The organism is Affinundibacterium seohonense (assembly GCF_014284305.1).
In the GTDB taxonomy this organism is placed as follows: Bacteria; Pseudomonadota; Gammaproteobacteria; order Burkholderiales; family Burkholderiaceae_D; genus Undibacterium; species Undibacterium seohonense.
The window spans coordinates 69,616-92,335 of sequence record NZ_JACOFW010000005.1; the positions used below are offsets into that span (position 1 = coordinate 69,616).

A 22,720-nucleotide genomic window follows, 5' to 3' on the forward strand; every position below is an offset into this window, starting at 1 on the left:
AACAATGGTATTTAACCAAACCGATTAGCGCGGCAAAATTTACGCAAATATTCCCTTCTCCCGCAAGCGGAAGGCATCTACACAAGTTCTTCTGCAGCATGAGGAAGTAAGAAAGCCAAAGCAACAGCAAGGCTCGTCATTCCTGCGAAGGCAGGAATCTAGCGGCGTCCGTTACTCACCAAAAGACGCTGGACTCCTGCCTACGCAGGAGTGACGGTTAATAGGCATCGCACTTGGTTTGACTTGTGCAGATGCTACTGCCTTCGAAGGTGAAGGCGGGGATAAATTTCAATCAGATAAACAAGCACCTTATTCAAGCGCACCAAGTATATGTTCAGTAATGAGTTTATCTGTAATCTGATGCGGATTACGCGCACCATAGTTGGTCGTCGTCACCAATGCCACCATATTGAGATCAGGAAAAACCACCACCTTGTTGCCACCTGTTCCGGCCATTTGATAGGACTGATGCTTCACGCCTTTTGCGCTGTACGGATACAACCAAAGCAGATAACCGTAATTGCGTTCTTCGTCGACTTGCGCCTGTGGAGAGACAGATGCTTTTACCCAAGCCGCTGGCAAAATCTGCTGCCCATGCCATGTGCCGCCATTGGCAAGCAACTGTCCAAGCTTCAAGAGATCGCGACTACGCAAACCCAAACCACCACCTCCTTGCGCTAAACCTAAGGGCGAAAATTGCCAATCCGCTTTCGTGATACCCAAGGGCGCAAATAGAGTTTTCTGGGCAAAATCCTGCAACGGCATTTTAGTCGCGCTTTGTACCACAGCACCTAAAGTTGTTGAGCCTGCCGTGCAATAACTAAACGAGCGGCCATACGGTGACGCAGAAGGTTTTGGAATCCAAGCTGGAAAGCCCCTAATCGGCAGGTCGAGATAAAACTTCACCCAATCTTCGATCAAATACATACGCTCTTCATTCCCGCGAGAGAACTGATTTTGATCATCACACTCCAGCATCGAGCTCATGGTCAATAAATCTTCGACGGTAATTTTGGACTTGCGCGGATCAGGATTTTCTAATGCTTTCTTTGGCTTTAATTGGCTAAGGATAGGCGTCGTGAGCGCCATGTGACCACGATCAATTGCGGCTCCCGCTAGCATCCCAGTAACTGTCTTCGTCGCAGAGCGGGTATTGCGCGATCCTTCTACGCCATCGGCATCATAATAAGACTCATGAACCAGCTGACCGCCTCGGGCGATCAATACGCTGGTGATCTGCTGAAACGTGCCCTTCTTGATCGCCTCATCCATCGCTGCCAATTTCGCCGCATCTAATTTTTGTGTGGCGGGTGATGCTTTCACCCAATCGTTTTTGTCATTTTGCAGCGCTGCAAATGCATAGCCGTTCAACAGCATTGTGCAGATCAAAAATCCTATGGCAGGTCTACGTTTCATATCAAATCTCCATTCGCTAAGTCGCTAAATTGTTAATTCATTCGTGTAAATAAGGCAAATCTTGAACGAAGAGTTCAGTGAAGTCTTGGATATTTGAAACCTGCTTTCAAACCACTCTGTTTCGTGAACCATGTTGGCGTGAAACCCCAATGCTGCATGAATGCCCGATTTAAATGACTTTGATCACAGAACCCACAATTGAGCGCAATGTCAGTCAATGTTTGATCACTCGTCATCATCAGCTGGGTTGCGCGTTCCACACGACGCCGACGTAAATCATCTCCGGGCGTACAACCCAGGTGCCGCAGGTACTGGCGCGCCAAGTACACGCGATGTACACCAATAGCCTCCGCGATATCCGCAATCCCCAAATCCTGATCCGATAAATCGGCGATCATTTCTTGCGCACGTTGCAACCACGGTGGCGGATTAATCGACAAGGGAATTTGCGTGTTGATGCTGCTTAACACATTCAGGGTAAGGGCTTCCAAATCAAGCTTAAGCGCGTCACGAGAAGACGCGGCTTTGAGCAATCCAAACGCTTGTTTGATGACTAGTGAATCATGATGGCGAAGTGCAAAATCGGGCAGCTTGACTTGTTCATAGAGTTCTCGCGATTCTTCCGCATCAAAACTAATCGCAAAAAAACAACCGCCTTCGCCCGCAAATCGATCGCGATGCACCACATCCGGCGGGTTATAAACCAACACAGGTCCCTCACGCTGCGCCCCTGCCGCCGAAGTCACGTAACGACCCCGTGTCGCCAACACCATATGCGCGCCCGCATGACTATGCTCTTTCACCTCATGCTCAGGCACTGTGGCACGCAAATGACTCAAACCAATACGCGGAAAACGCCGATCAAATGCATTCGTACCGTAATACTGCCCTGCTGGAAATTTATCTACTTTGTCTTTCATACACAACGCCTCAATGATCTTGAAAATACGTTCATGCAAAGTCTGAACGAAAAGCATGATCTTAGAGACAAGCGAATAAGCCTTCCATCAACATCAGATCAAACGGCAAATCGGATGCATAGCCTGCAAAAATTGAGCGTAAAGCACAATTCTGTTTAAAAATAAAAAAACTTCATCTTATCTCTTGACCCTCACACTACGTCAGGCTTTATAGTGCGCTTCAGGTTCTAAATATTCTATTGATGTTCGATCAAAGAGGCACCCTATGTTGTTAAAAATTGGCGAATTAGCCCAACGCACCGGGATTACGGTGCGCACCTTGCATCACTATGACAAGCTGGGCTTACTCACGCCCTCGGTCCGGTCAGAGGCTGGTTATCGCTTGTACAATCGCCACGACATCGCCCGCTTGCATCGTATTCAGGCGTTACGCCGTTTGGATTTAACCCTACAAGAAATCGGTGAGTTAATTCAGGGCGACACTGCCGACTTGCGTGGTGTAATTAGCCAGCAAATTCTCAGCCTAGAAGAACAGATCAAACAAAACCAAGAACTGCGCGAGCGCTTGTTGGAATTGGGCGAGCAACTTGACCAAAACGATGATCTCAATATGGATTATTGGTTATCGACTTTAGAAATGATGAGCCTTCGCTCTAAATATTTCAGCCCTGAAGACATCGCTTTGTGGCGTCAACAAAAGGATCTCATTAGCGGAAAAATGGAATTAGCGATGCAGCCTATCGTGGCAAAAATCCGCGAATTCATGGACGCCAAAATTACGCCAAGTGCGCCACAAGTTTTGGTCCAAGTACAAAAATGGCTAGAAACTGTGCATCAATCCGTGCCAAATCCAAGCTTGTTAAAAAAATTCGCTGACATGCATAGAGACGAGCCCTCTATGCAAGCCATGAGCGGGGTCGATAACGCCATGATGGATTACATCAACGTTGCGGCAATCGAGATACGTTATCAAATCTATCGCCGCTATTTGAGTGAAGAGGAATGCCAATACTTTCGCCCCTCATTTATGCGCAACGTGAATAACTGGACCGAGTTATTTATCGATCTCAAAAAATTCATTGACGCTGGAATTGCATTCAGTGATCCGCTGGCATTAAAGCGTATTCAAGACTGGCGCGCGATGTTTCTTGATGCTTGGGGTAACCGGGTTGAGACGATACAAAAGGTGAGACAAGTCCATGAAAAAGAACCCAGACTCACCATAGGTGGTGGCCTGTCGCAGGATGTGCTTGATTATGCCGTGGCAGGAATGCGTTATATGGAAACGCAGAATTTGGCTATGCTAACTTCACCAAAGACCGCTAAAAAGATTACCAAAAGCCGATGAAACGATAAGCGTATCGCCGAAGAAAGTGCGATTTCTTGTCCTGTCCCTGCGAAGCATAGGGTTCAACACAAGACATTTGACATGATGCAAGAAGGGGGAAAGCAAATTAACAGGATCGCATGTCATTCATGCGTAGGCAGGAATCTAGTGGCGTCCGTTGCTCAACCAAAGACGCTGGGCTCCTGCCTACGCAGGAGAGACACAAATAGCTTTACTCTTTGAGTCGACTTGTGTCGACACCGATACCTACGAAAGCAGGGGGCGAGGCGACTGCAACGACACTAGGGCAATTTTGCGTAAGTCCTTTAAATATCACATTACATAAACCAGCCAAGTCCGGCGGACAAGGCTATCCCTTTATTTGGAGTTTTTATGAACAAGGATTCAAGGCCAGCACGCGGCTTTATGCGTGACCGTAATTTTCTGTGGATGCTAACGGGTGGCATCACCTCGATGCTAGGCGATCAATTTACGCTCATCGCCCTACCTTGGTTGGTACTACAAATGACTCATGACACGCTTACTTTGGGCATCGTGCTGGCACTACTGGGCATCCCGCGCGCGCTATTTATGTTGATTGGTGGTGCCGTCGTTGATCGCTATGATCCCAAGTCGGTGATGATGATTACCAAGTACATCAATACCGTTTTACTCGCGGTTCTGGTCGTGCTGCTACTGACTTCCAGTCTGAGTTTATGGATGGTCTATTTGATCGCTTTATTATTGGGACTATCGACAGCATTTAGCATTCCGGCGGGAACCTCGATGCTGCCACGCGTCGTCGCGGCAGACCACTTACAAGCAGCCAATGGCATGATGCTGGGCTTACGTCAGATCACCTTCTTTTTAGGTCCTTTGATGGCGGGTGGTTTAATCGCGCTGTTGGGTGATCACGCTACTACATCACAAGCTGGAGTAGCAACGACGTTGAATGCTGCAAACATGATGGATATCGCCGACAAAAAAGGCTTGGCGATGGCGTTTTTTGTCGATTGCTTTAGTTATGGATTTTCTGCATGGACTTTATCGCATGTGAACATGCTACCCATCGCCCCCGACCATTCGACATCATCAAAACAATCCTTACTCAGCGCGACCATGAGCGGGCTGCGTCATTGCTGGAACGACACCATGATGCGCACCTGCTTTTTATATTGGTCTGCCATCGCTTTTTTAATCATGGGTCCAATGCAAATCGCCATGCCCTTATTAGCGCAACAACTCGGCAACAACGCAGGTGTGCTCGGACTCTTGGCCGGTGCACATGGCGCAGGCACGCTGTTGGGCATGGCGATGTCATCCATCTTTCCCAAGTTGCGACTTGGTAGTTTGGGTAGCACGATCTTGCTGATAGACACTTTGGTTGCGCTGCTATTTATGCCTATGGGACTAATCCATGTAGCGTGGCAAGGTGCTATGGCTTTGTTAGTCATAGGCGCACTCGGCGGCTATTTGCATGTAGCGGTATTCACTTGGATACAACGTCAAGTACCACCCGCCATGCTAGGGCGCGCGATGAGTATTTTTATGTTCATCTTTATGGGCATTAGCCCTGTTTCGGCAGCATTGACGGGATGGCTAATGCACAGCATCAGCCTCACCCAATTGTTCGCAGGCAGCGGTGCTCTGTTGATTGTGATCGTGGTTTTCGCTTTGCTGATGTCACCGATACGGCAGATGCGTGATGCTGGCGGAGTGAATTGACGTGGCGTGGTGTGTTGTGTTGTGTTGTGCCAAAGCACCACTAAAAAGTCTCCTCCCTTTCAAGGGGGGCGATGGTTTATTGGTTAATGTGAAAACACCACGACCTACATGACTTTATGAAAATTTACCGGACTTTATTTACATGCCCGCCGACTTCTCGAACCAGATCTAACATGGCTTGGGCGCTGGGAGATAAACGATGTTGTTTGCGAGTGATGATGCCATAAGCATCCATACGCAAACCAAAATTGAAGTCGAGCTCAACCAACAATCCAGAGCTTAAATAATATTGTACGGATTCTGGAGGCAGTGCCACCACAAAATCCCCTCCCAACAAAAGACTTGTAATGACTGGGATCGCGTGTGTATCAATTGCTTCAACTGGCATATCCACACCTTGCGACAAAAATAGAGCGGTTAAGCGATCACGCAACACACTACCAGTCGGGGGAAGTATCCATGCCGTCTTCGATAAATCCTCAAAACTTAAATTGTCTTTTTTTACCAATGGATGTTCCGCTCTGACGATCAAACGATGCGGCTCATCCTGCAATACTTCGAACTTTAATTCATCATTCATTTCGCCAACAGAAATCAAGCGCCCTATCATCAGATCAAGTTCGCCACCACGCAACTGCTGCAGCAAATTCGAGCTAGTATCCACACTAATTGAAACATTGACCCGCGAATGCGTTTGCTTAAAAAGTCGTACCGCTTGAGGAATCAAACTAGTTGATGGCGTCATCACAGAACCAATTGATACTTGCCCTCTCAAACCAGAAAATACTTCCATCACCTCTTGGTGTGCGGTGTTCATCTCAGTCAGCGCTGATCCAGCGCGCCTTATCATGATTTCGCCATACCAAGTCGGAACGATACCGCGCGGCAAACGATCGAATAATGGTACCCCTAAGGCATACTCTAAATCGGCCAGTAATTTGGACGCTGCTGGTTGTGTCATGTGTGCCGCCTCTGCGGCGCGCAGTATTGAGCCGTGTCGCCCTAATTCAACGAGTAAAACCAAATGCTTGGTTTTCAGGTGAGTCCGGACAAAACGATCTGCAATAGGGTCTCTCATTTTGGTTTTTCTATTTTCTTTTTCTATTCGTGGTACAGCTGAGAACGTCCACCATCGATTAAGATATCCGTGGCGTTGATAAAACGTGCTTCATCGCTTGCTAGGAACAATGCGGTGTATGCAACCTCTTCTGGCTGACCAATACGACCACATGGCAGCAACGCTGCTTGACGTTCTCGTTCAGCTTCTGGATCGGAACAACTTGCAAACCAATTCTGAATCGCTTCCGTCATGATCAAACCCGGTGAGATAGAGTTCACGCGAATTCCTCGTGATGCATATTCAATTCCTAAGGAACGCGTTAGACCGATCAAGGCATGCTTGGCAACAGGATAGGGAAAACATCCGGGAATAATTTTATGCCCATGAACAGAGGCGATGTTGACGATCGCACCAGCACCGCGTTTCAGCATCTCTGGCAAAACCGAACGTGTCGCATTCCACACACCGTCGAGATCGACGGCAAAGCATCGTTTCCACTGTTCCGGAGTCATTTCCAATGGATCTGCGAATACGTTCATACCAGCGTTATTAATTAAGATATCGACCCGTCCAAATCGCGCTATCGCTTCATCAACAAGCATTTGCATCGCATCAGCATCTGCCACATCTGCTTGCACAAACATCGCATTCGCTTCGCCCAACTCTGTTTGGATTTTCAGCGCTGCGGCATCATCTAGATGACTATTCAGGACAACTTTCGCGCCCTCTCTTACAAACAGACGCGCTGTGGCAGCGCCGATACCAAGCGTCGACCCAGTAACAATAGCAACCTTGTCTTGCAATCGCTTCTGCGAATATTTTTGCAAACTCACTTGAGAAATTTCAGTCACGGTGACCTCGCATTTTCATTTGATCAAACATAACAGCTGCCAATAAAATCACACCTCGCATTAAGTACTGATAGAAGGTGTCTACGTCTTTCAAATTCATGACGTTTTCCACAGTTCCCATAATTAAAACACCGATAAGAACGCCAGAAATTCTCGCTTTCCCACCCTGTAGCGATACACCACCCAAAACACAGGCAGAAATTACATCCAGTTCAAACCCCTGGGCGGCATTCGGTTGTCCGCTAGTGATACGCGAAGCGAGTATCAAACCTGCGATTGCTGTCACCAAACCTTGTATTAAGAAAATCCAGACACGCATAGATTTCACATTCACCCCTGCGAGATTCGCAGCCTCGGGATTGCCTCCAATTGCCAAGGTATTTCTACCGAATACAGTGTGATTCAACAAAACACCAAAAACTATAAAGCACAAACTCAATACAATCACCGGCATGGGAAGTCCAAAAATACGCTGCTCGCCAAAACTAATAAACGCTTCATTGGCAATGCCTACAGCTTGGCCTTTCGACACAATAAAAGCAAGTCCGCGCACCATCAACATGGTGGCTAAGGTAGCGATCAATGCATTCACTCTGCAATAGGCAATCAAAACACCGTTACCCGCACCGATTAAGGCACCAGAGAGTAAAGCGCCCCCCACCGCCAAGCCGACACTGTCCGTCCGTTCTAAGATCAAAGCCCCCAATACTCCGGAAAATGCGATTGTAGACCCGACAGAAAGATCGAAATCACGGGAAGCCAAACACATCATCATCGTGCAAGCCACCATGCCAATCTGCGATACCGATAACATCAGGCCGATCAAATTACCAGTGGAAAAAAAATTCTCCACCGTCAATGACAATACGACGAATAAGACAAGATAAGTCACTGGCATGCTTTGAGCCAGTATTTGACGTTTCAATTTATGACTAACTCCGGGCGTCGCCAGGTTTTCAAGTTTACTCACACCAACCCCATGATTTAATAACATACCTCATACTCCAAATTGAGTGCTCAGACATAATCGGGCAGAGCGAGCTTTAATACAGCAGCCTCACTGGCATCTTCCCTTTTTAGCTCACCACTAATCTGGCCCTCACGCATCACCAAAATACGATCCGAAATACCAAGTACCTCAGGCAGCTCACTCGATACCACAATCACACAACAACCAAGTTTGGCAACTTCAAAAATAATGTGATAAATATCGTTTTTCGCGCCAACGTCGATACCCCGGGTTGGCTCATCCAGAATCAACACCTTCAAATCCTTTTGCGCTAACCAACGCGCCAGAATCACTTTTTGTTGATTGCCGCCAGACAGTAGTGAAATTATTTGATGCCGATCTGGTGTCTTAATTTTGAGTTGTTGAATAAAGTGTTCGGCGCGTTCCGCTTCATCTTGATGCGCTAAGAAAAAACCTGCTTTCAGGCCGTGGCGGCGTGAACTAATATTGATATTTTCGGTGATGGATGCCTGAGGCAATATGCCTTGCTCTTTTCGGTCTTCAGGGCAAAGCACCATACCCGATGCGATCGCCGCAGCAATGTTGTTGGCAGGAATAAGTGCGCCGTCTATGCGTACTTCACCGTCAACTTTACGGCGGTCGGCACCATACAATAGCCGCACTAATTCGGTACGACCAGCACCAACCAAACCAAATAGACCAAGCACCTCGCCAGCGTGTACCTCAAAACTTTGTGCCTGTTCAATTTTAGAACCAGACAGATTCTTCACAGACAATCGCGGTTCTCCTATCGAACGCGCTTGGTAGTTATATATATCGCTCAACTCGCGACCAACCATGTCGTGGATCAGCGTTTCTTGAGAAACGCTGACCATGACGGGATGGGTAGCGATATGTTTGCCATCTCGAAAAATCGAACAGCTATCGCATAATGCATACAATTCTTCCAGTCGATGCGAGATGTAAATAAGCGTATGTCCGCTAGCACGTAAGTCGCGAATAATCTTAAACAAGACTTCAGTTTCACGATGCGACAAACTACTCGTTGGCTCATCAAAAGCAATCACCTGTGCGCCTTGCATCAGCGCTTTACATATCTCCACCATCTGACGCTGCGCAATCGATAGACTGTCGAGTGTGGCGTCGGGATCGAGCTCCACCCCCAGAGCGTTTAGACGTGTCACCACAAAGCTACGTGCAGCATGGCGATCAACGAAACCATATTTGCGTGGCAATCGACCAAGCAAAATATTTTCCGTCACACTCAAGTCAGGAACATATTGCAACTCTTGATGAATGACTGCAACACCGGCATTGATCGCATCCGCCGCTGATTGAAAACGACGTTCTTGACCATCGATCAACAAACGACCAGCATCCGGCCGATATTGCCCGCCCAATATTTTTAATAAGGTCGATTTACCAGCGCCGTTCTCACCTAAGAGGCCATGCACACGTCCCTTATCGGCCGCAAAACAAACATCGTCCAAGGCGACGACACCTGGGAAAAATTTGGAAACATGTTCAAACTGAAGGTAGGAAGACATCGACAGGGATACCTTACAAACCAAATTTTTCGCGGACAGCGGCTTGATTGGTGCGCGTCAACAATGCACCGTTTGTTAAAGTCAAGGCTGGTGGCAAACGATTCGCAGTTATCCATTCATACATCAGTAACGAGGTCTCATAACCGTGGCGTTTTGGGCTAATCAATATGCTGCCGTAAAATGCCGTTTGTTTTGGCTTGGCAAATTCATTTAGCGTACTTTTGCTGCCACCGATGCCGATAGCGATGACGGCATCTTGTGCCAATTTACGGCCTTCGGCAGCACGCACTGCACCTAACACTGCTTCGTCATTCATACCGAAAATAATCCATCGCTTGAAGCTGCTTTGTTTGGTCAATACGATATTGGCGGCATTGTAGGCACTTTCGGTATCGCTCTTAACCGAAGGAGCATCAATCACATTTTTGACGGGGAAACCAGCCGCCTTTAGTGCATCAACTGCGCCCATGGTTCTTTCACGTGCAGTGGGCAACTGATCGAATGCGATCCGCATTGCTCCGATATCCGCCATATTCCAGCCGCGTTTCTTAATCTCCGCGGCCAGCTCTTCACCAACTTGCTGACCAATCTTGTAGGCGGAAATACCCATGTGCGGGATCGTTTCAATCGGCTGGCCACTACCATTTTGCAGCTGATCATCGACAGAAAAAACTCTAAGCTTATTACGTTTTGCAGCGCGTTCAATGGCCGTTCCCAATTTCACATCCGGCGCGCAAACAATAAAGCCTTGCGCCTTCTGCGCGCCTAGGTTGTCGATCGCCGCCATTAGTTTTTCACCATTAGGGACACCAATCTTGATCAAGCTAAAACCCTTTTCGCGTGCAGCTTGTTCAGCATAACGCCATTCATCTTGAAACCAAGGCTCCTCAGCTTGTTTCACAAGGAATCCAATTTTTATCGGATCTTGCGCATACAAACTACTGCTCAACAAGACCATACCCAGTTGTAATGTCCATTGAAACAATTTCCTTTTATTGATACTTAACTTCATCGTCGTCTCACTCATTGTATTTTTGTCAGCGCAATTTTGCGTAAGTCCTAAGCATTTTCAGTGCTATCAGCACTACATAGATTTCAATCGCTAATCTCGTCATCAAACAACACCTCTGGCACACCAAGGGCGTCCTCTAAAGTAATGCAAAATAAGCTGCCGGCATCGGGCATTTTAAAAAGCTCTTCTTCACTCATATCTTTACGTGAACTAGTGACCATCAGTTGATCAAGTTTAGCGCCACCAAATGCCGGGCAAGTAGGATTTTTCACTGGCACCTCGATCACTCGCATTTCAATTCCATCCGGCGAATATTGCACCACTCGTGCGGCACCCCATTGCGCATTCCACAAACAACCATTTCTATCAATGACAGATCCGTCGGGACTTGCCTGCGGATGAGATGGTTTTGCAAAAAAACGGACATTACTTACCATCGCGCTTTCTGCATCGTAATCACACCGTTGTATTACACCAGCCAAGGTATCGGCGAAGTACATCGTTTTACCATCAAGACTAAAACAAATGCTATTTGGAATAGCGACCTTAGGAAGAGCTAAACGTCTTAGTCCATGTTGCATAGAAAATTGGTAAAAACTACCAATCGCTTGTTTTGGCGAGTCTTGATCGAATGTTCCAAAAACAAAAAAACCGCGCCTGTCGGTGCGACCATCATTGATACGAGTACGGTTCTGATCCGCTTCCACCTGACATAAATCGGAAAATAGCATCGCGCCATTGTCGATCTGCATGCTGGTCAAGCTATTTACCGAACCTAATAGCAATTTACCAGAACGACCATGAGCGAATGAACCAACTCTGTCAGGAGTGAGATAGCGTGTTGGCATCACATCGTTTTTACGCAATCGATACACAGCGGAGGCTTCAATATCCGTCCACCACCAAGCGCTCTGTTGCGGATTCCACAAGAGACATTCACCCAAAATCGCTTCGTGCAAAAAATGTCTATGCATAAACTTGCCTAACAGCTGCATGCTACCCAATCTCCATTTTCTTGTTTTCGTTTTGACACATTAATCGCCTTTGCTTATCTTCATTCGATTAACAGCTACCGGATTTCGTTAAATATCTGAAGTAAAAATTTAAGATGATAGTCACTGTTCGCTCACTTGCAAACGTCCCTCAATAACTTTTTTTCACAACAATTGGCAATTGCCCACAAGCCGATCGGTGCAGTATTTGACAAAATACTCACGTCATCAACACCACAGTAGGAAAGTGCCTGAGCGTAGAGACCACACAAGCTGCTATCCCCAATCAATAACAAGGGCGCTTGTGCCAAACCCGCGGCCAAACGCCATGCCAATCCCGCTTGAATTTCATGCCCGATCAAAAGACCTGACAAATAATCGTCTAAAGAAGCAGCTGGCAACATCTCCATCAAACCTAGAGTACGAACAGCAAATAATTGGTGCGCCAATCCAAGGTGTCCTCCGGAGCACGCGTCTCCAACCCCACGTAAAAAAACGGATAGATCAAGTGCATTTTGTGATTGCGACATCAACCTGCCCAGTACAGTATGCTGGCACAACACGGCAAACAGCTCACCAGTCATATGGGTAGAAAGGGAAAGAACTTTGCCATGCTCGATATGCACCCATTTAGAATGGGTGCCAGGCAAAATCAAGCAAGACTTTTTATGGCAATCAGGACGCAGTGTGAGAGCACCAATAATCTGCGTTTCTTCGCCGCGCATGACATCAGGCGGCACGTTTGCTGGCATGAAAGCGAGACCAGGAACGATATGAACTTGACGCTTCTGTCCGTCACTCACGGTGCGTATACCAGATGCAATCGCCACGTCGCCAGCCGCGCAGATGACGTATGGCACTTCCAGCCAACCATGCTTACTGCCAACCATACCGCAGGCCAAAATTTGGATCGCTGGATATTCCTCTAACCAATCACCCGCCAACTCTTTCAGACTTTGTTCGTAGTCATTTGCTGAGCCGTTGATACTTGAAATACCTCGTCCATTAGACCTTGTAGCCAAAACTTCACCGCTAGACGAAATTAAAAATATCCGTAAACAAGTACTACCCCAATCGATCCCGATAAGCTGCACGGCTGAGTTCATTGGCATTACCATTCCGCCATGCTCCCGTCTGGATGACGCCATATCGGATTGCGCCAATCTTCAGCATTTTTACTTGCTTCAATAACTCGCTCTTCATTAATCTCTACACCCAAACCCGGCTTGGTAAATGGTTGAATATAGCCATCGGTCATTTTAAAGTCGTCACGATTGAGTACATAGTCAAGCAACTCAGCCCCATTATTGTAGTGAATACCCATACTTTGCTCTTGAAGCACGGCGTTATGCGAAACAAAATCCACATGGAGGCACGCTGCAAGTGCGATGGGTCCCAACGGACAATGCGGTGCCAAGGCAACATCATAAGACTCCGCCATACTGCCAATTTTGAGACATTCTGTGATACCCCCGGCATGCGATAAATCTGGCTGCACTATCGAGATACCGCCCTGCTCAAAAACCCGTTTAAACTCCCAACGCGAATACATGCGCTCACCCGCGGCCAACGGAATTGATGTACAAGCCGCCAGGTGCGGATAATGCTCCGCGTTTTCCGCTAACACGGGTTCTTCGACAAACAAGGGCCTGTAAGGTTCAAGTTCACGCAATAAAACTTTCGCCATTGGCGCGCTCACTCGCCCATGAAAATCGAGGCCAAATTCAATTTCATTACCAAAGGCGCTGCGAATTTCAGCAACGCGAGCCACAGCTGCATCGATTGCGATCGACGTATCGATCATCGCTAGCTCCTCGGTACCATTCATCTTAAAGGTGTCGAAGCCACTTTCGCGCAATTTACGGATGCTGTTGATGACATCTGCTGGGCGATCACCACCAACCCAGCTATAGGTCTTCATTTTATCGCGCACTAAACCGCCCAAGAGTTGATAGACAGGCACCCCTAAAGCTTTCCCTTTAATATCCCATAATGCTTGATCAATCCCAGCTATCGCGCTCATCAATATTGGGCCACCGCGGTAAAAACTGCCGCGGTACATCTCATGCCACAAATCGTTAATACGTGACGGATCTTTGCCAATGAGATTTGGCGTAAATTCATGCACCGCCGTTTCGACGGTACGTGCTCGTCCTTCAATTACCGGCTCGCCCCAACCGACGATGCCTGCATCAGTTTCAATTTTTAATAACATCCAACGCGGTGGAATGCGGTAGGTCGTGATTTTAGTAATCTGCATAATTCAATAATGTGAGGAAGACGGTCTAAAGTGTATGACTAAGATGCAGATCAAAAATATGAAATAAATAGGGTTTGCTATATCAATTTGGAATGGTCGACAATCATTAAAAAAGACGAATTGCCAATTGCGGTAGACGGCAATCTTTCCGCACAACATACTGGCACAGATACCAATGCGACATTGCCGCACAATTCCTTAAACTTGGAGAATAAAAACGACAGGATAGTGACGACTGAGGCTGTAGCCATCCAACAGCTACAGCGCTCACCACTAGTAAAATTCGAACGATGAAGTGAATTTCACAATCGTTTTTTATTCACATGATTACGCCAAAGTACGTTCCAGTGAGACTGTTTTGGCTTGTGTTTGATGGAAGTCGAAAATCAGAATTTGATTGTCGCCCTTTTTCAACCAAGAGGCTGGGCAATAAAGGCGTGTCTGCGGACCTAATTTCCAGTAGCGCCCGATGTTGTGACCATTGATCCATACCACGCCCTTGGTCCAATTTTTCATATCGATATAAGTATCGCCAATTTCGTCCAATTTCAAATGTAATTTAAAAAAGCAACCGGGACGATTTTTATTGTCTTTACTCGTTGTTGGACGCAAATTTTGGATAAATGGCTCATCGACAGGCAGTAAATAGGTATTCCAAGCTTGTATCGTATCCACTTGCTTGTTGTCACCCAAAACAGTCACCGCCGAACAAATACCTTTTCTGTCGATCGCACCAAATCTGCCATAATTAATACGTCCCATCGCTTCAACCAAAATATCCAGTTGGTTCTCTACGCCTTGGCCTGAAGTGAGCGCGATACTGCCGCCTTTATTGACTACTTTCAGCGCAGACGACATGTCGTTAGGGATTTTTGCCCTCGAAAATCCACCTAGGTAAGTCTTATTGAGGTGCACCGTTGCATAGTCGTTGACTTCATCAATTTTTAAGTGCCCAGCGGCCAGTTTTCCCAGCATTTTCCGATACAAAATAAAACCGGAATGCTGTCCCAGCATTTCCATCGCTTGTGGCTGCTCGGTTGCAATCGGTTTTGGCAAGTTATCCCAAATTGAGGCATAAAATTTCGGTAACAATGGAACAGCCGCACTAGATGCTATCGTCGGAATAGGTTTTGGCACTGCAGGCAATTGAATCTGCAAACTGTCTTGTATGACTTTTCGATAGGCAAAATAGGCCTTCGTCGGTGCACCTTGTTCATTGATTGGCGCTCCATAATCATAGCTAGTAATGTCAGGCTGATATTGACCTTTTTCGGTATTGGCACCCGCGCTAAAACCAAAATTGGTGCCACCGTGAATCACATAAATATTGAAGGAAATTTTTTCCTTCATCATCCCTGCCAAGGTAGCGCTGACATCGACGTCCATACCTTGAAACTTCGGATCACCCCAATGCGTAAGCCAACCTGGATATAACTCACCCGACATCACTGGCACATGAGGATATTTCTGGCGCGCGGCGTGGATATCGACAACCTCACCACCGCTCAATCCAATCGCGCCATTTTTGATTGACGTTTTATTTTCTAATAGCTGCGGCAAACCATCCTGTGTATAAAATGGTCCATCAATACCCAAATTTATCCAATATTGGCGAAGTTCTTCCAGATACTTATCGTCACGACCGTAAGAGCCAAATTCATTCTCAATTTGCAGCATCAATATCGGACCGCCATTGTCGATCATCAACGGCTTCACGATCTTTGCAAGTTGTGTGAAGTAACGCTTGACGCCGGACATATAGACTGGCGCTTCACTTGAATTAGCCCTGATTTTAATATCGGAGTGGCGTAATAAATAGGCAGGAATACCGCCCAGATCCCATTCGCCACAGACATAAGGTCCTGGTCGCAAAATGACATATAAACCTTCGTCCTGACAGATTTTCATAAAGGCCGAAATGTCTCGATTCTCAGTCGAAAAATCAAACACGCCTTCTTCAGTCTCATGATAATTCCACATCACGTAGATCGCGATGGTGTTCATACCCATCGCCTTTGCCATCTGTATTCGGTGTCGCCAATATGGCGCTGGGATACGTGCCGGGTGCATCTCGCCACTGCGAATTTGCACTGGCTGACCATTCAATAAAAAGGTATTTTCCGTCGCATGAAAAGCGAATTTTTGCGCGTTGTTGGATGTCGCAGCGGCATGTAAGCCCAAGGGCATGAGCGCGGCGGCCGAGATGAACTGTCTTCTATTAAACATATTAAACCTTACGATGTTGAGGCACTTACCAATACGAAAAAAAGCTTGGGGTACGGTTTCCCCCGCCCCCAAGCTTAGGCAAGAAGTAAAAGGGGGTAATCAAAGCGTGTTTCATTTTCGCTTTTTCCCTTTACTTTTTTAAGCATTCTTTCGAACGCTTGCCACTTTCAAGCATGTTGAATTAAACCACTTTTCAGACCTAAAAGAAGGAATAGCGCAACACCAAAGATGCCCGACGCGGCGCTTGGTATTGACTCGGGATTCCCCAATTAATATCTTGAACAATAGTGTTGTCGGCATTGACATCAGCACTATAGGTATTGTAGCGATCGACAATACCGCGACGGTTGTTCAGATTTTGAATACTCAAGTCTATGCTCAGCTTATTGTGTTCACCAAACTTCACGTCGTAACCGATACCAAAGTCGAACTGCCAGAAGAAAGGCAAACGCCCACTTGTGCCAGCTGCTTTGACTCCCACCGGCGTCTTAGAGGCGTCGCAGTAATGACCCCAAGAGCCCCAGTTATACGAGAGACTATCCACGTCTGGCTTCAGACCAATACAGCTCATGGGCTGACCCGTATTCATGCTAAGCATGCCACTGGTTCGAATACCGTTACTGAAGTAGTACGCGCCTGATGCCCTGGCCGCATGCCTGACGTCATTGGTCAAATTGCCGTTGGCTCCTCTCATAGTCTCAGGAAAGTCGTAGATACCAGTCTGACCGATGTAGCCAGCATTGCGCCGTTCCAGATCGAGAAAGCCGTTGTCATTGCCAAAAGAGCGAGTCCAAGTGTAGCTCATGTTAAGGTACCATGGCTCAGCGGCACTACGCGAGTGACTAGCATCAAACGTCATGTGAATGTACTTGTGCTTAGGCTTCGGCAAACCAAATGCACTCGCTGGGATTGTCAGTGATGTCAGCGTACCATCGCCACGAAAATCACGCATTACCGTCACATCTTCTCCCGGATTAAGCACAAAACACTCGTAATCACTCGGGTACTTTGGGTAACCATGGGAATTGGCCCAAGCCGCAATGCCTTGACCGTAACAGGTCGTGTTGACGACGCGCTTAAGGTCGGCGTAGCCGAAGTCGACCTGTCCCACCCAATTGCGACTTAGTGCCTTCTGTACATAAAGCTGTAACTCGTCCTGATAAGGTGCCTTCAAATTGGTTGTTGACACTTCATAAGCATGCGGCGGAATACCATCGCGACCCGGTGCCGTATAGGTCGCACCTATTTGAGTCAGTCCGAGCGGTGCCTTGGTTGCAGGGTCAATCCCAGTATAGCGGTACCACTTGCGCTGCTCAAGGTGCGACTCACCCACGCCGAAGCTGAAGTTAGATGGCATCGATAGCGAATAGCGTCCTAGGTTGCCGCCGACTTTCAAGCTGGAGTCGCCATTCACGTCCCATGCGACACCAACACGGGGGGAGGTCATGGGGAATGAGAACATGGGACGTGCCAATGCGTCTTTATTCACGTACTTATCGAATCGCAGTCCGCCATAAACGATGACATTGTCCACAACTTTCCAATAGTCTTCAAGGTACATGGCCTTATTTTCCGACACCATTTGACCAGACTCGCGGTTGAAATAGTAGCCGACGTACTGACCACTGACTTTCTCACCATTAGACAACTGAACCGCACTAGATCTATCGTAATAGGTGTACCAACCCGCGTTGGGCGTATGCCAGTCTTGCCCGAGGAAATGCTTGTAATACTCGCCACCAAAAACGATCTTATGATTCCCTAGACGCCAAGTCAGATCGCCCTTGAACCCACGACGCCAATAATCATCTGGACGGAAGTTGACAGTGCGATCCTGAACACCAATATTGGTCGTTCTCTGCGTCTTACTGTCGTATTGGTCAACGTAAGGAACGTCTTCGGCACCATGTGCGCGGTCATTGATCTGACCAAGAAAGCCACCCATGAGGCGAACATCCAAGTCATTTGTTAAGTTGCCATGGTAATTGGCAATGAGCATGCGCTGTCCTACTGGCGCATCGGAGTGAGATGAAAATGCGCCAACCTTAGTGGAATAGTCTTCCGTCAAACGGTAGTTGTCGGTACTACTGCGTGACCAATTGCGTGAGCCAATAAGATTAACCGTGTGGTCATCATTGATGTTCCAAGTCAGATTCAGCAAAACATTGCTACTACTTCTCGTTGTGATCGATTCGCGGTTCTGACTAAATCCATAACTCATCGACGGACGCGCATCACCCAACAAAACAAATGCAAAAAGCTTGTCCTTGATCAGTGCACCCGAACCCCAAAGATAATGCGTCGTGCTGGAATCACTCCGGTTGTTTCTGCTGTAACTGTAGTAGGAACCATCACCAGCATAAATATCCTTAGTAGGTGGACTCCAGGTACTCGACGTGGCTGGCGTAAAATACATCGAGTAGCCTGCTTTGAATTGGTTTGAGCCTTGACGTATGGTCTGCGACATAATGCCACCTGTGGCGTTCGTCCACGAAGCACCAAAGCTGCCACCCATTACCTCGGTGTTCTGGATCGCTTCGCGTGGTAGGCGGTTGGAACCCAATGAGGTGCGATCGTTGGTCGTATCGAACTCGTTCAGGTAGTAGCGATTCTCTGCCGGAGATGCACCACCGAGCTGCACCAGCCCAGTCGTGTTTGAGTCGTGGCGCACACTAGAGCGCAACAGCGCAATGGTTTCTGGACTTGCCGCCGCTGCCAGCGGCAGATGATTGATCAGCTCTTGACTGTAGGAGCTCGTCAACTCAGGCGTGGATACGTCAATAGGAATTACCACCGTCTGCGCAGACTGACCGCTCACGACAACCATGGGCGCCGTACTCTTGCCACTAGCGTCCTCTGCCGTGATCGCCACGACCGCAGATTCGCTATTTGGTTTTACGTTCACCACGCGCTCGGCGATGACTTTGTCGCCCTGCATAAATTTAATCGTATAAAGGCCAGGGTTGAGCCCTGACGTCTTGTAGCGTCCCTGTGCATCGGTCTGCAACTCGCGCTTGAAGCCAGTTTCAGAATTCGTGACAATCACACCCACCTTATCGCCGCTTGGCACCGAGCCATAGAGACCGCCAGTGATCGATTGAGCATGCGCGCCATGCATCATGGACATGCCGGCCATGAGGCTTAGGACGAGCACCGTCTTTTTGAAAACGAAGTCGCGTGTCTCATGTGTCTTTTTCATTTCTGTAGTCCTTTCCTGTCTATTAGAAAAATGTTTGACGTACTGTTTCAAACATTGCACTGTCTGCTGCTTTTTGCACACTCGACACATGACCATTCATGCTCACGGGGGCCGAATACGCAAAAACATGCAGCTTCACCCCACTAAGACTTTTTATCATCGTCATCTCCTTCAACTTATGGCCGTCTTATTTCCTGTATTTATCGTTTAACAGACCATACAGCTTCAAACGTTCACTGGATTTTGCACAGACTGGACTGCGGTCCACCATGGCAAGAAGTGGTGCAAATTGATAGTAATCTCAGTGACAATTAAGAAAGTATGAAAAATATCAGTGGAGCTATATCTATTTCAGATACATAGATATGCGCCATACAGGAAGGGGATTTTCGTCAGAACACTTCGGTTCGGCGCTTGTTGTTTTATGGCGTCAGGACCGCTGTCTTGTTGGCTTATAGCGCTTGCAATTGTCTTCTTTAAGGAGATAAAAATCTCAGAAAGAAAACAAACAGAGACCACAATTGGCCGTCATTTCTGCATGCTTTCGGCAGGAATCCAAGGGTATTCGCTAATCGATAAATACAGTCGGGGAAAAGCATGCAAATTCCTTTTATTTGCACAATAAATACAAAATATTGAGGTAAACAATTCACCTAAATCGACAACGTCTTAGGTCATATTGGAGAGACACGCTGCACGGCGAACCGAGCGCGCGGTAGAGGACTAGCGCTAGAAAATCTAGCTTTGCAACGAAGTCCAACTCATGAATGTACGAAGTTGCAAATGACATCTTGAATTAGAAGATGCTGAAGAGCTAGGGATTTAAATCAATTGCATGCAAATCGTAAAAGCCTAGAAAAATATCTTGCTGGTAACCGCGCCAACATAAGCGGAAAAATCAGCCACTGTGCAAAGCAAGCCCAACTCGCGGCAAAGGCATAGCTAGTCACGGTGTTCGTTTGGCCATCAGCCGAAGTTTCAACCGCAACGAACACACCACCATCTGTCAATCAGGCTTCAATCTGCACGCAGGGTCAATTCGGTGGTGACGAGGCCGTTCTTTTGTTCTGCTTCGTTTAGGTTACTTCTTAAATTGCGGCTTAGCAGAATTAAGATACCAAGGATGTCTGGATGTTTGGCTGGGCGAGTTCGGGGCATATTGGCTCGTTGACGCAAAAAGTTCTATTTATCTTTTGAATACTCATGAATCTTAAAAGCATTTTTTGTACTTTGCACAGAGCCGTAAAACCGTTTGCCTCAATTGACAGAAAATTGCAGGAAACAACCGGAAGAATCGAATTAAATTCTCGCTTCTGAGGAGGCGATTTGTGCGGAATTCTTGTAAAAGCGACTCCTGAGCTTGACAGTATGGGTAAAAAATATGGTTGCAATCGACTTAGGAGATAGATATATTGCCTTTTCGATTGGCTAACTTGTCACTTCCACTTATGGATTTAGTACTCCGAATCGACGATATCATCAGCAACTTCTACGAGGGGATCATTGACCCCAGCAAACAAACCAATGCCTTGCGTCAGCTCGCGGATTTATATGGTAGTGAGCATGTAGCCATCACTAGCTTGCATAAGCGGCACAAGGCAACAAGTGTTATTCAGAGCAGCGGATTGTCAGACGATGCAGTTTTCGCATTCCAAAATTATTATCACGTGTTAGAACCAAGTCTTGCTTTTCTTCATCAATTTGTACGCGGACAATGGTATGTAGACTATGAACAAATCGGAAGAAAAGCCATGGCCAACTCAGAGTTTTACCAAGACTTTATGAGACCAAATGGATTTGGTGCACTCTCTGTAACACCTCTCTTAAGTGACCAAAATCTCGATTGCTTCTTAACAGTTCAATACAAAAACATCGACAAATCAGAAAAAAGCAATGACTTAAGAAACATCAAATCTCTCCTTCCCCATCTTCAACGCAGCCTGCAATTACAATCCCATTTCGACTCATTAAAACTCGATAAACAGCTTTTGGCATCGAGCTTACACGCCAGTAGTTTGGGTATGATCATCGTGTGTGAAAACAGGATCGTCCATTTCATTAATCAAGCCGCTGAATCCATCCTACGCAGAAGACATGAAATCAAAATCACTGGCAATAAATTTGAGGTTCCCAACAGTAGTTCCAACAAAGTCGTCAACGCAATAAACGCAGCTTGTGGAATCAAAGGGCCGAGGGTGTCAAGTGGAATAAAACTAGGCCTGAACAACCAATTAAATCTGCATTTAATTGTGACGCCGCTTCCCTCGTTCTTTCATCCACACCACACCTTTTCAAATAATTTCGCGTTAATTGTCGTCCAAGACTTAAGCATTCCCATGCATACCAAGGAATTTTTGCTAACCCAAATGTATGGCTTAAGCGTCGCGGAAGCGAGGGTCACCTGTGCACTACTCAAGGGCTCCACGCCGAAACAAATCGCTACCGACTCAGGGGTCGCCATTTCAACGATACGATCGCAGTTGAAATCGATTTTTAGTAAGACTGGTACCACGAAGCAGACTGAATTGATGCAGATTTTGTATCCGATTTTGTCGATTCAGGCTTAAATGCTGTCTGAACTTTCCCTAATGTCGTAGACAACACTTCATTTCAGGTTTTGTACTACACAAATAAAAGGTGATTTAGTTCGCTGAACAATGAGTCCATTGACATCGGTTCTCACTATTTTTGAACGAATACTGTCTGACTCATTTCCACCAATCGTTAGTGCATATCGACCATTGGAATCGACTCCGGTTTCAACCACAATTGCCGAATGCGAAGGGTAATCGCGATGTGCACTTGCGTAGGCATAGTCAAAGGTATTCCCGCCACGATTATTTTGAATAATGTCGCCAATTTTTGGCGCATATTCATTAATCTTCCATGCTCTGAAAACACCCAAGTTGCTTACTTTATTCTCGATCGCTTTGTGTACAAATTTTGCGTGTGCCGATGCGAATTTAAACTCACTTGCATTTGCACCTGCTTGCTTTAGGCACCAAGAAACAAACACAGCTGACCAAGCCTCTTCTAGACCCGGAAAAGCAAAACCTAAATCTAGCCAATAATGCTTAATTTGATCCGAGAGTGGCACATCGTTTTCATCTATTTGGTGAAAACGGGAATGCTGACCTTTGGCAATATTGGCAAGTTGAGATGCGAATGGTGATGGCGCTTCCATTTCGTGCTCCTAATAAAGAATTGCTTATCAA

At 46.8% G+C, this 22,720-nt stretch carries 18 protein-coding genes; 3 read left to right on the plus strand and 15 right to left on the minus strand.

The annotated features are described in order from the left end of the window. Positions 1-309: 309 nt before the first annotated feature. Both H8K52_RS06330 and H8K52_RS06335 read right to left on the minus strand, forming a co-directional pair. Positions 310-1,416, minus strand: a complete 1,107-nt coding sequence (locus H8K52_RS06330; RefSeq protein WP_246464323.1) for a serine hydrolase domain-containing protein — start codon at positions 1,414-1,416, stop codon at positions 310-312. Between the two features lie 74 nt (positions 1,417-1,490). Then, positions 1,491-2,336, minus strand: coding sequence for a helix-turn-helix transcriptional regulator (locus tag H8K52_RS06335; protein ID WP_186922051.1), 846 nt, complete (start codon positions 2,334-2,336; stop codon positions 1,491-1,493). 265 nt (positions 2,337-2,601) lie between these two features. On the opposite strand from H8K52_RS06335, the gene H8K52_RS06340 reads away from it, so the two are divergent. Together H8K52_RS06340 and H8K52_RS06345 are read left to right on the plus strand one after the other, a co-directional pair. Continuing rightward, the gene (locus H8K52_RS06340) at positions 2,602-3,684 is read left to right on the plus strand and encodes a MerR family transcriptional regulator (RefSeq protein ID WP_186922052.1); all 1,083 of its coding nucleotides are present in this window, start codon (positions 2,602-2,604) and stop codon (positions 3,682-3,684) included. Positions 3,685-4,056: 372 nt separating this feature from the next. Then, positions 4,057-5,388: an MFS transporter gene (locus H8K52_RS06345; protein ID WP_186922053.1), complete on the plus strand. Its 1,332-nt coding sequence runs from the start codon at positions 4,057-4,059 to the stop codon at positions 5,386-5,388. A gap of 124 nt (positions 5,389-5,512) precedes the next feature. Here the strand turns inward: H8K52_RS06345 and H8K52_RS06350 are convergent, their stop codons facing one another. The 12 genes from H8K52_RS06350 to H8K52_RS06405 form a co-directional block, all read right to left on the minus strand. Continuing rightward, complete coding sequence (locus H8K52_RS06350) at positions 5,513-6,466, minus strand: LysR family transcriptional regulator (protein WP_186922054.1); 954 nt, start codon at positions 6,464-6,466, stop codon at positions 5,513-5,515. Positions 6,467-6,489: 23 nt separating this feature from the next. Then, on the minus strand, positions 6,490-7,290 hold the full coding sequence (locus tag H8K52_RS06355; RefSeq protein ID WP_343044144.1) for an SDR family oxidoreductase: 801 nt from the start codon (positions 7,288-7,290) through the stop codon (positions 6,490-6,492). 1 nt (position 7,291) lies between these two features. After that, a complete protein-coding gene (gene araH / locus H8K52_RS06360; RefSeq protein WP_186922055.1) occupies positions 7,292-8,293 on the minus strand; it encodes an L-arabinose ABC transporter permease AraH in 1,002 nt (333 codons plus the stop codon). A gap of 23 nt (positions 8,294-8,316) precedes the next feature. Further along, a complete protein-coding gene (araG, locus tag H8K52_RS06365; protein ID WP_186922056.1) occupies positions 8,317-9,816 on the minus strand; it encodes an L-arabinose ABC transporter ATP-binding protein AraG in 1,500 nt (499 codons plus the stop codon). A gap of 13 nt (positions 9,817-9,829) precedes the next feature. Further along, positions 9,830-10,828 carry an arabinose ABC transporter substrate-binding protein gene (locus H8K52_RS06370; protein WP_425507526.1) on the minus strand — a complete coding sequence of 333 codons (999 nt, stop codon included), beginning with the start codon at positions 10,826-10,828 and terminating at the stop codon, positions 9,830-9,832. 83 nt (positions 10,829-10,911) lie between these two features. Continuing rightward, positions 10,912-11,802, minus strand: a complete 891-nt coding sequence (locus H8K52_RS06375; RefSeq protein WP_222613708.1) for an SMP-30/gluconolactonase/LRE family protein — start codon at positions 11,800-11,802, stop codon at positions 10,912-10,914. Positions 11,803-11,954: 152 nt separating this feature from the next. Next, positions 11,955-12,932 (minus strand): 2-dehydro-3-deoxygalactonokinase, encoded by a 978-nt coding sequence (locus H8K52_RS06380; protein WP_186922058.1) that lies wholly within the window; start codon positions 12,930-12,932, stop codon positions 11,955-11,957. After that, on the minus strand, positions 12,932-14,080 hold the full coding sequence (gene dgoD, locus H8K52_RS06385) for a galactonate dehydratase (protein ID WP_186922059.1): 1,149 nt from the start codon (positions 14,078-14,080) through the stop codon (positions 12,932-12,934). The genes H8K52_RS06380 and dgoD overlap by 1 nt, the downstream gene beginning before the upstream one ends. Positions 14,081-14,407: 327 nt before the next feature. Next, positions 14,408-16,306, minus strand: a complete 1,899-nt coding sequence (locus H8K52_RS06390) for a beta-galactosidase (RefSeq protein ID WP_246464325.1) — start codon at positions 16,304-16,306, stop codon at positions 14,408-14,410. A gap of 199 nt (positions 16,307-16,505) precedes the next feature. After that, positions 16,506-19,505, minus strand: a complete 3,000-nt coding sequence (locus tag H8K52_RS06395) for a TonB-dependent receptor (RefSeq protein ID WP_186922060.1) — start codon at positions 19,503-19,505, stop codon at positions 16,506-16,508. 22 nt (positions 19,506-19,527) lie between these two features. Then, positions 19,528-19,665: a hypothetical protein gene (locus H8K52_RS06400; protein WP_186922061.1), complete on the minus strand. Its 138-nt coding sequence runs from the start codon at positions 19,663-19,665 to the stop codon at positions 19,528-19,530. 857 nt (positions 19,666-20,522) lie between these two features. Further along, positions 20,523-20,663, minus strand: a complete 141-nt coding sequence (locus H8K52_RS06405; protein WP_186922062.1) for a hypothetical protein — start codon at positions 20,661-20,663, stop codon at positions 20,523-20,525. Between the two features lie 290 nt (positions 20,664-20,953). Between H8K52_RS06405 and H8K52_RS06410 the strand changes: the two genes are divergently transcribed. Beyond that, positions 20,954-22,072 (plus strand): hypothetical protein, encoded by a 1,119-nt coding sequence (locus H8K52_RS06410; protein WP_186922063.1) that lies wholly within the window; start codon positions 20,954-20,956, stop codon positions 22,070-22,072. Between the two features lie 38 nt (positions 22,073-22,110). Here H8K52_RS06410 and H8K52_RS06415 read toward each other — a convergent pair whose 3' ends face one another. Next, positions 22,111-22,689, minus strand: coding sequence for a DUF2272 domain-containing protein (locus H8K52_RS06415; protein WP_186922064.1), 579 nt, complete (start codon positions 22,687-22,689; stop codon positions 22,111-22,113). Positions 22,690-22,720: the final 31 nt, after the last annotated feature.

What these genes read in the sequence shown, in the direction of transcription:
- H8K52_RS06330 (WP_246464323.1), bottom strand. Translation starts at nt 1,416, where the DNA reads ATGAAACGTAGACCTGCCATAGGATTTTTGATCTGCACAATGCTGTTG.
- H8K52_RS06335 (WP_186922051.1), bottom strand. Translation starts at nt 2,336, where the DNA reads ATGAAAGACAAAGTAGATAAATTTCCAGCAGGGCAGTATTACGGTACG.
- H8K52_RS06340 (WP_186922052.1), top strand. Translation starts at nt 2,602, where the DNA reads ATGTTGTTAAAAATTGGCGAATTAGCCCAACGCACCGGGATTACGGTG.
- H8K52_RS06345 (WP_186922053.1), top strand. Translation starts at nt 4,057, where the DNA reads ATGAACAAGGATTCAAGGCCAGCACGCGGCTTTATGCGTGACCGTAAT.
- H8K52_RS06350 (WP_186922054.1), bottom strand. Translation starts at nt 6,466, where the DNA reads ATGAGAGACCCTATTGCAGATCGTTTTGTCCGGACTCACCTGAAAACC.
- araH (WP_186922055.1), bottom strand. Translation starts at nt 8,293, where the DNA reads ATGTTATTAAATCATGGGGTTGGTGTGAGTAAACTTGAAAACCTGGCG.
- araG (WP_186922056.1), bottom strand. Translation starts at nt 9,816, where the DNA reads ATGTCTTCCTACCTTCAGTTTGAACATGTTTCCAAATTTTTCCCAGGT.
- H8K52_RS06370 (WP_425507526.1), bottom strand. Translation starts at nt 10,828, where the DNA reads ATGAAGTTAAGTATCAATAAAAGGAAATTGTTTCAATGGACATTACAA.
- H8K52_RS06375 (WP_222613708.1), bottom strand. Translation starts at nt 11,802, where the DNA reads ATGCATAGACATTTTTTGCACGAAGCGATTTTGGGTGAATGTCTCTTG.
- H8K52_RS06380 (WP_186922058.1), bottom strand. Translation starts at nt 12,932, where the DNA reads ATGCCAATGAACTCAGCCGTGCAGCTTATCGGGATCGATTGGGGTAGT.
- dgoD (WP_186922059.1), bottom strand. Translation starts at nt 14,080, where the DNA reads ATGCAGATTACTAAAATCACGACCTACCGCATTCCACCGCGTTGGATG.
- H8K52_RS06390 (WP_246464325.1), bottom strand. Translation starts at nt 16,306, where the DNA reads ATGTTTAATAGAAGACAGTTCATCTCGGCCGCCGCGCTCATGCCCTTG.
- H8K52_RS06395 (WP_186922060.1), bottom strand. Translation starts at nt 19,505, where the DNA reads ATGAAAAAGACACATGAGACACGCGACTTCGTTTTCAAAAAGACGGTG.
- H8K52_RS06400 (WP_186922061.1), bottom strand. Translation starts at nt 19,665, where the DNA reads ATGATAAAAAGTCTTAGTGGGGTGAAGCTGCATGTTTTTGCGTATTCG.
- H8K52_RS06405 (WP_186922062.1), bottom strand. Translation starts at nt 20,663, where the DNA reads ATGCCCCGAACTCGCCCAGCCAAACATCCAGACATCCTTGGTATCTTA.
- H8K52_RS06410 (WP_186922063.1), top strand. Translation starts at nt 20,954, where the DNA reads ATGGATTTAGTACTCCGAATCGACGATATCATCAGCAACTTCTACGAG.
- H8K52_RS06415 (WP_186922064.1), bottom strand. Translation starts at nt 22,689, where the DNA reads ATGGAAGCGCCATCACCATTCGCATCTCAACTTGCCAATATTGCCAAA.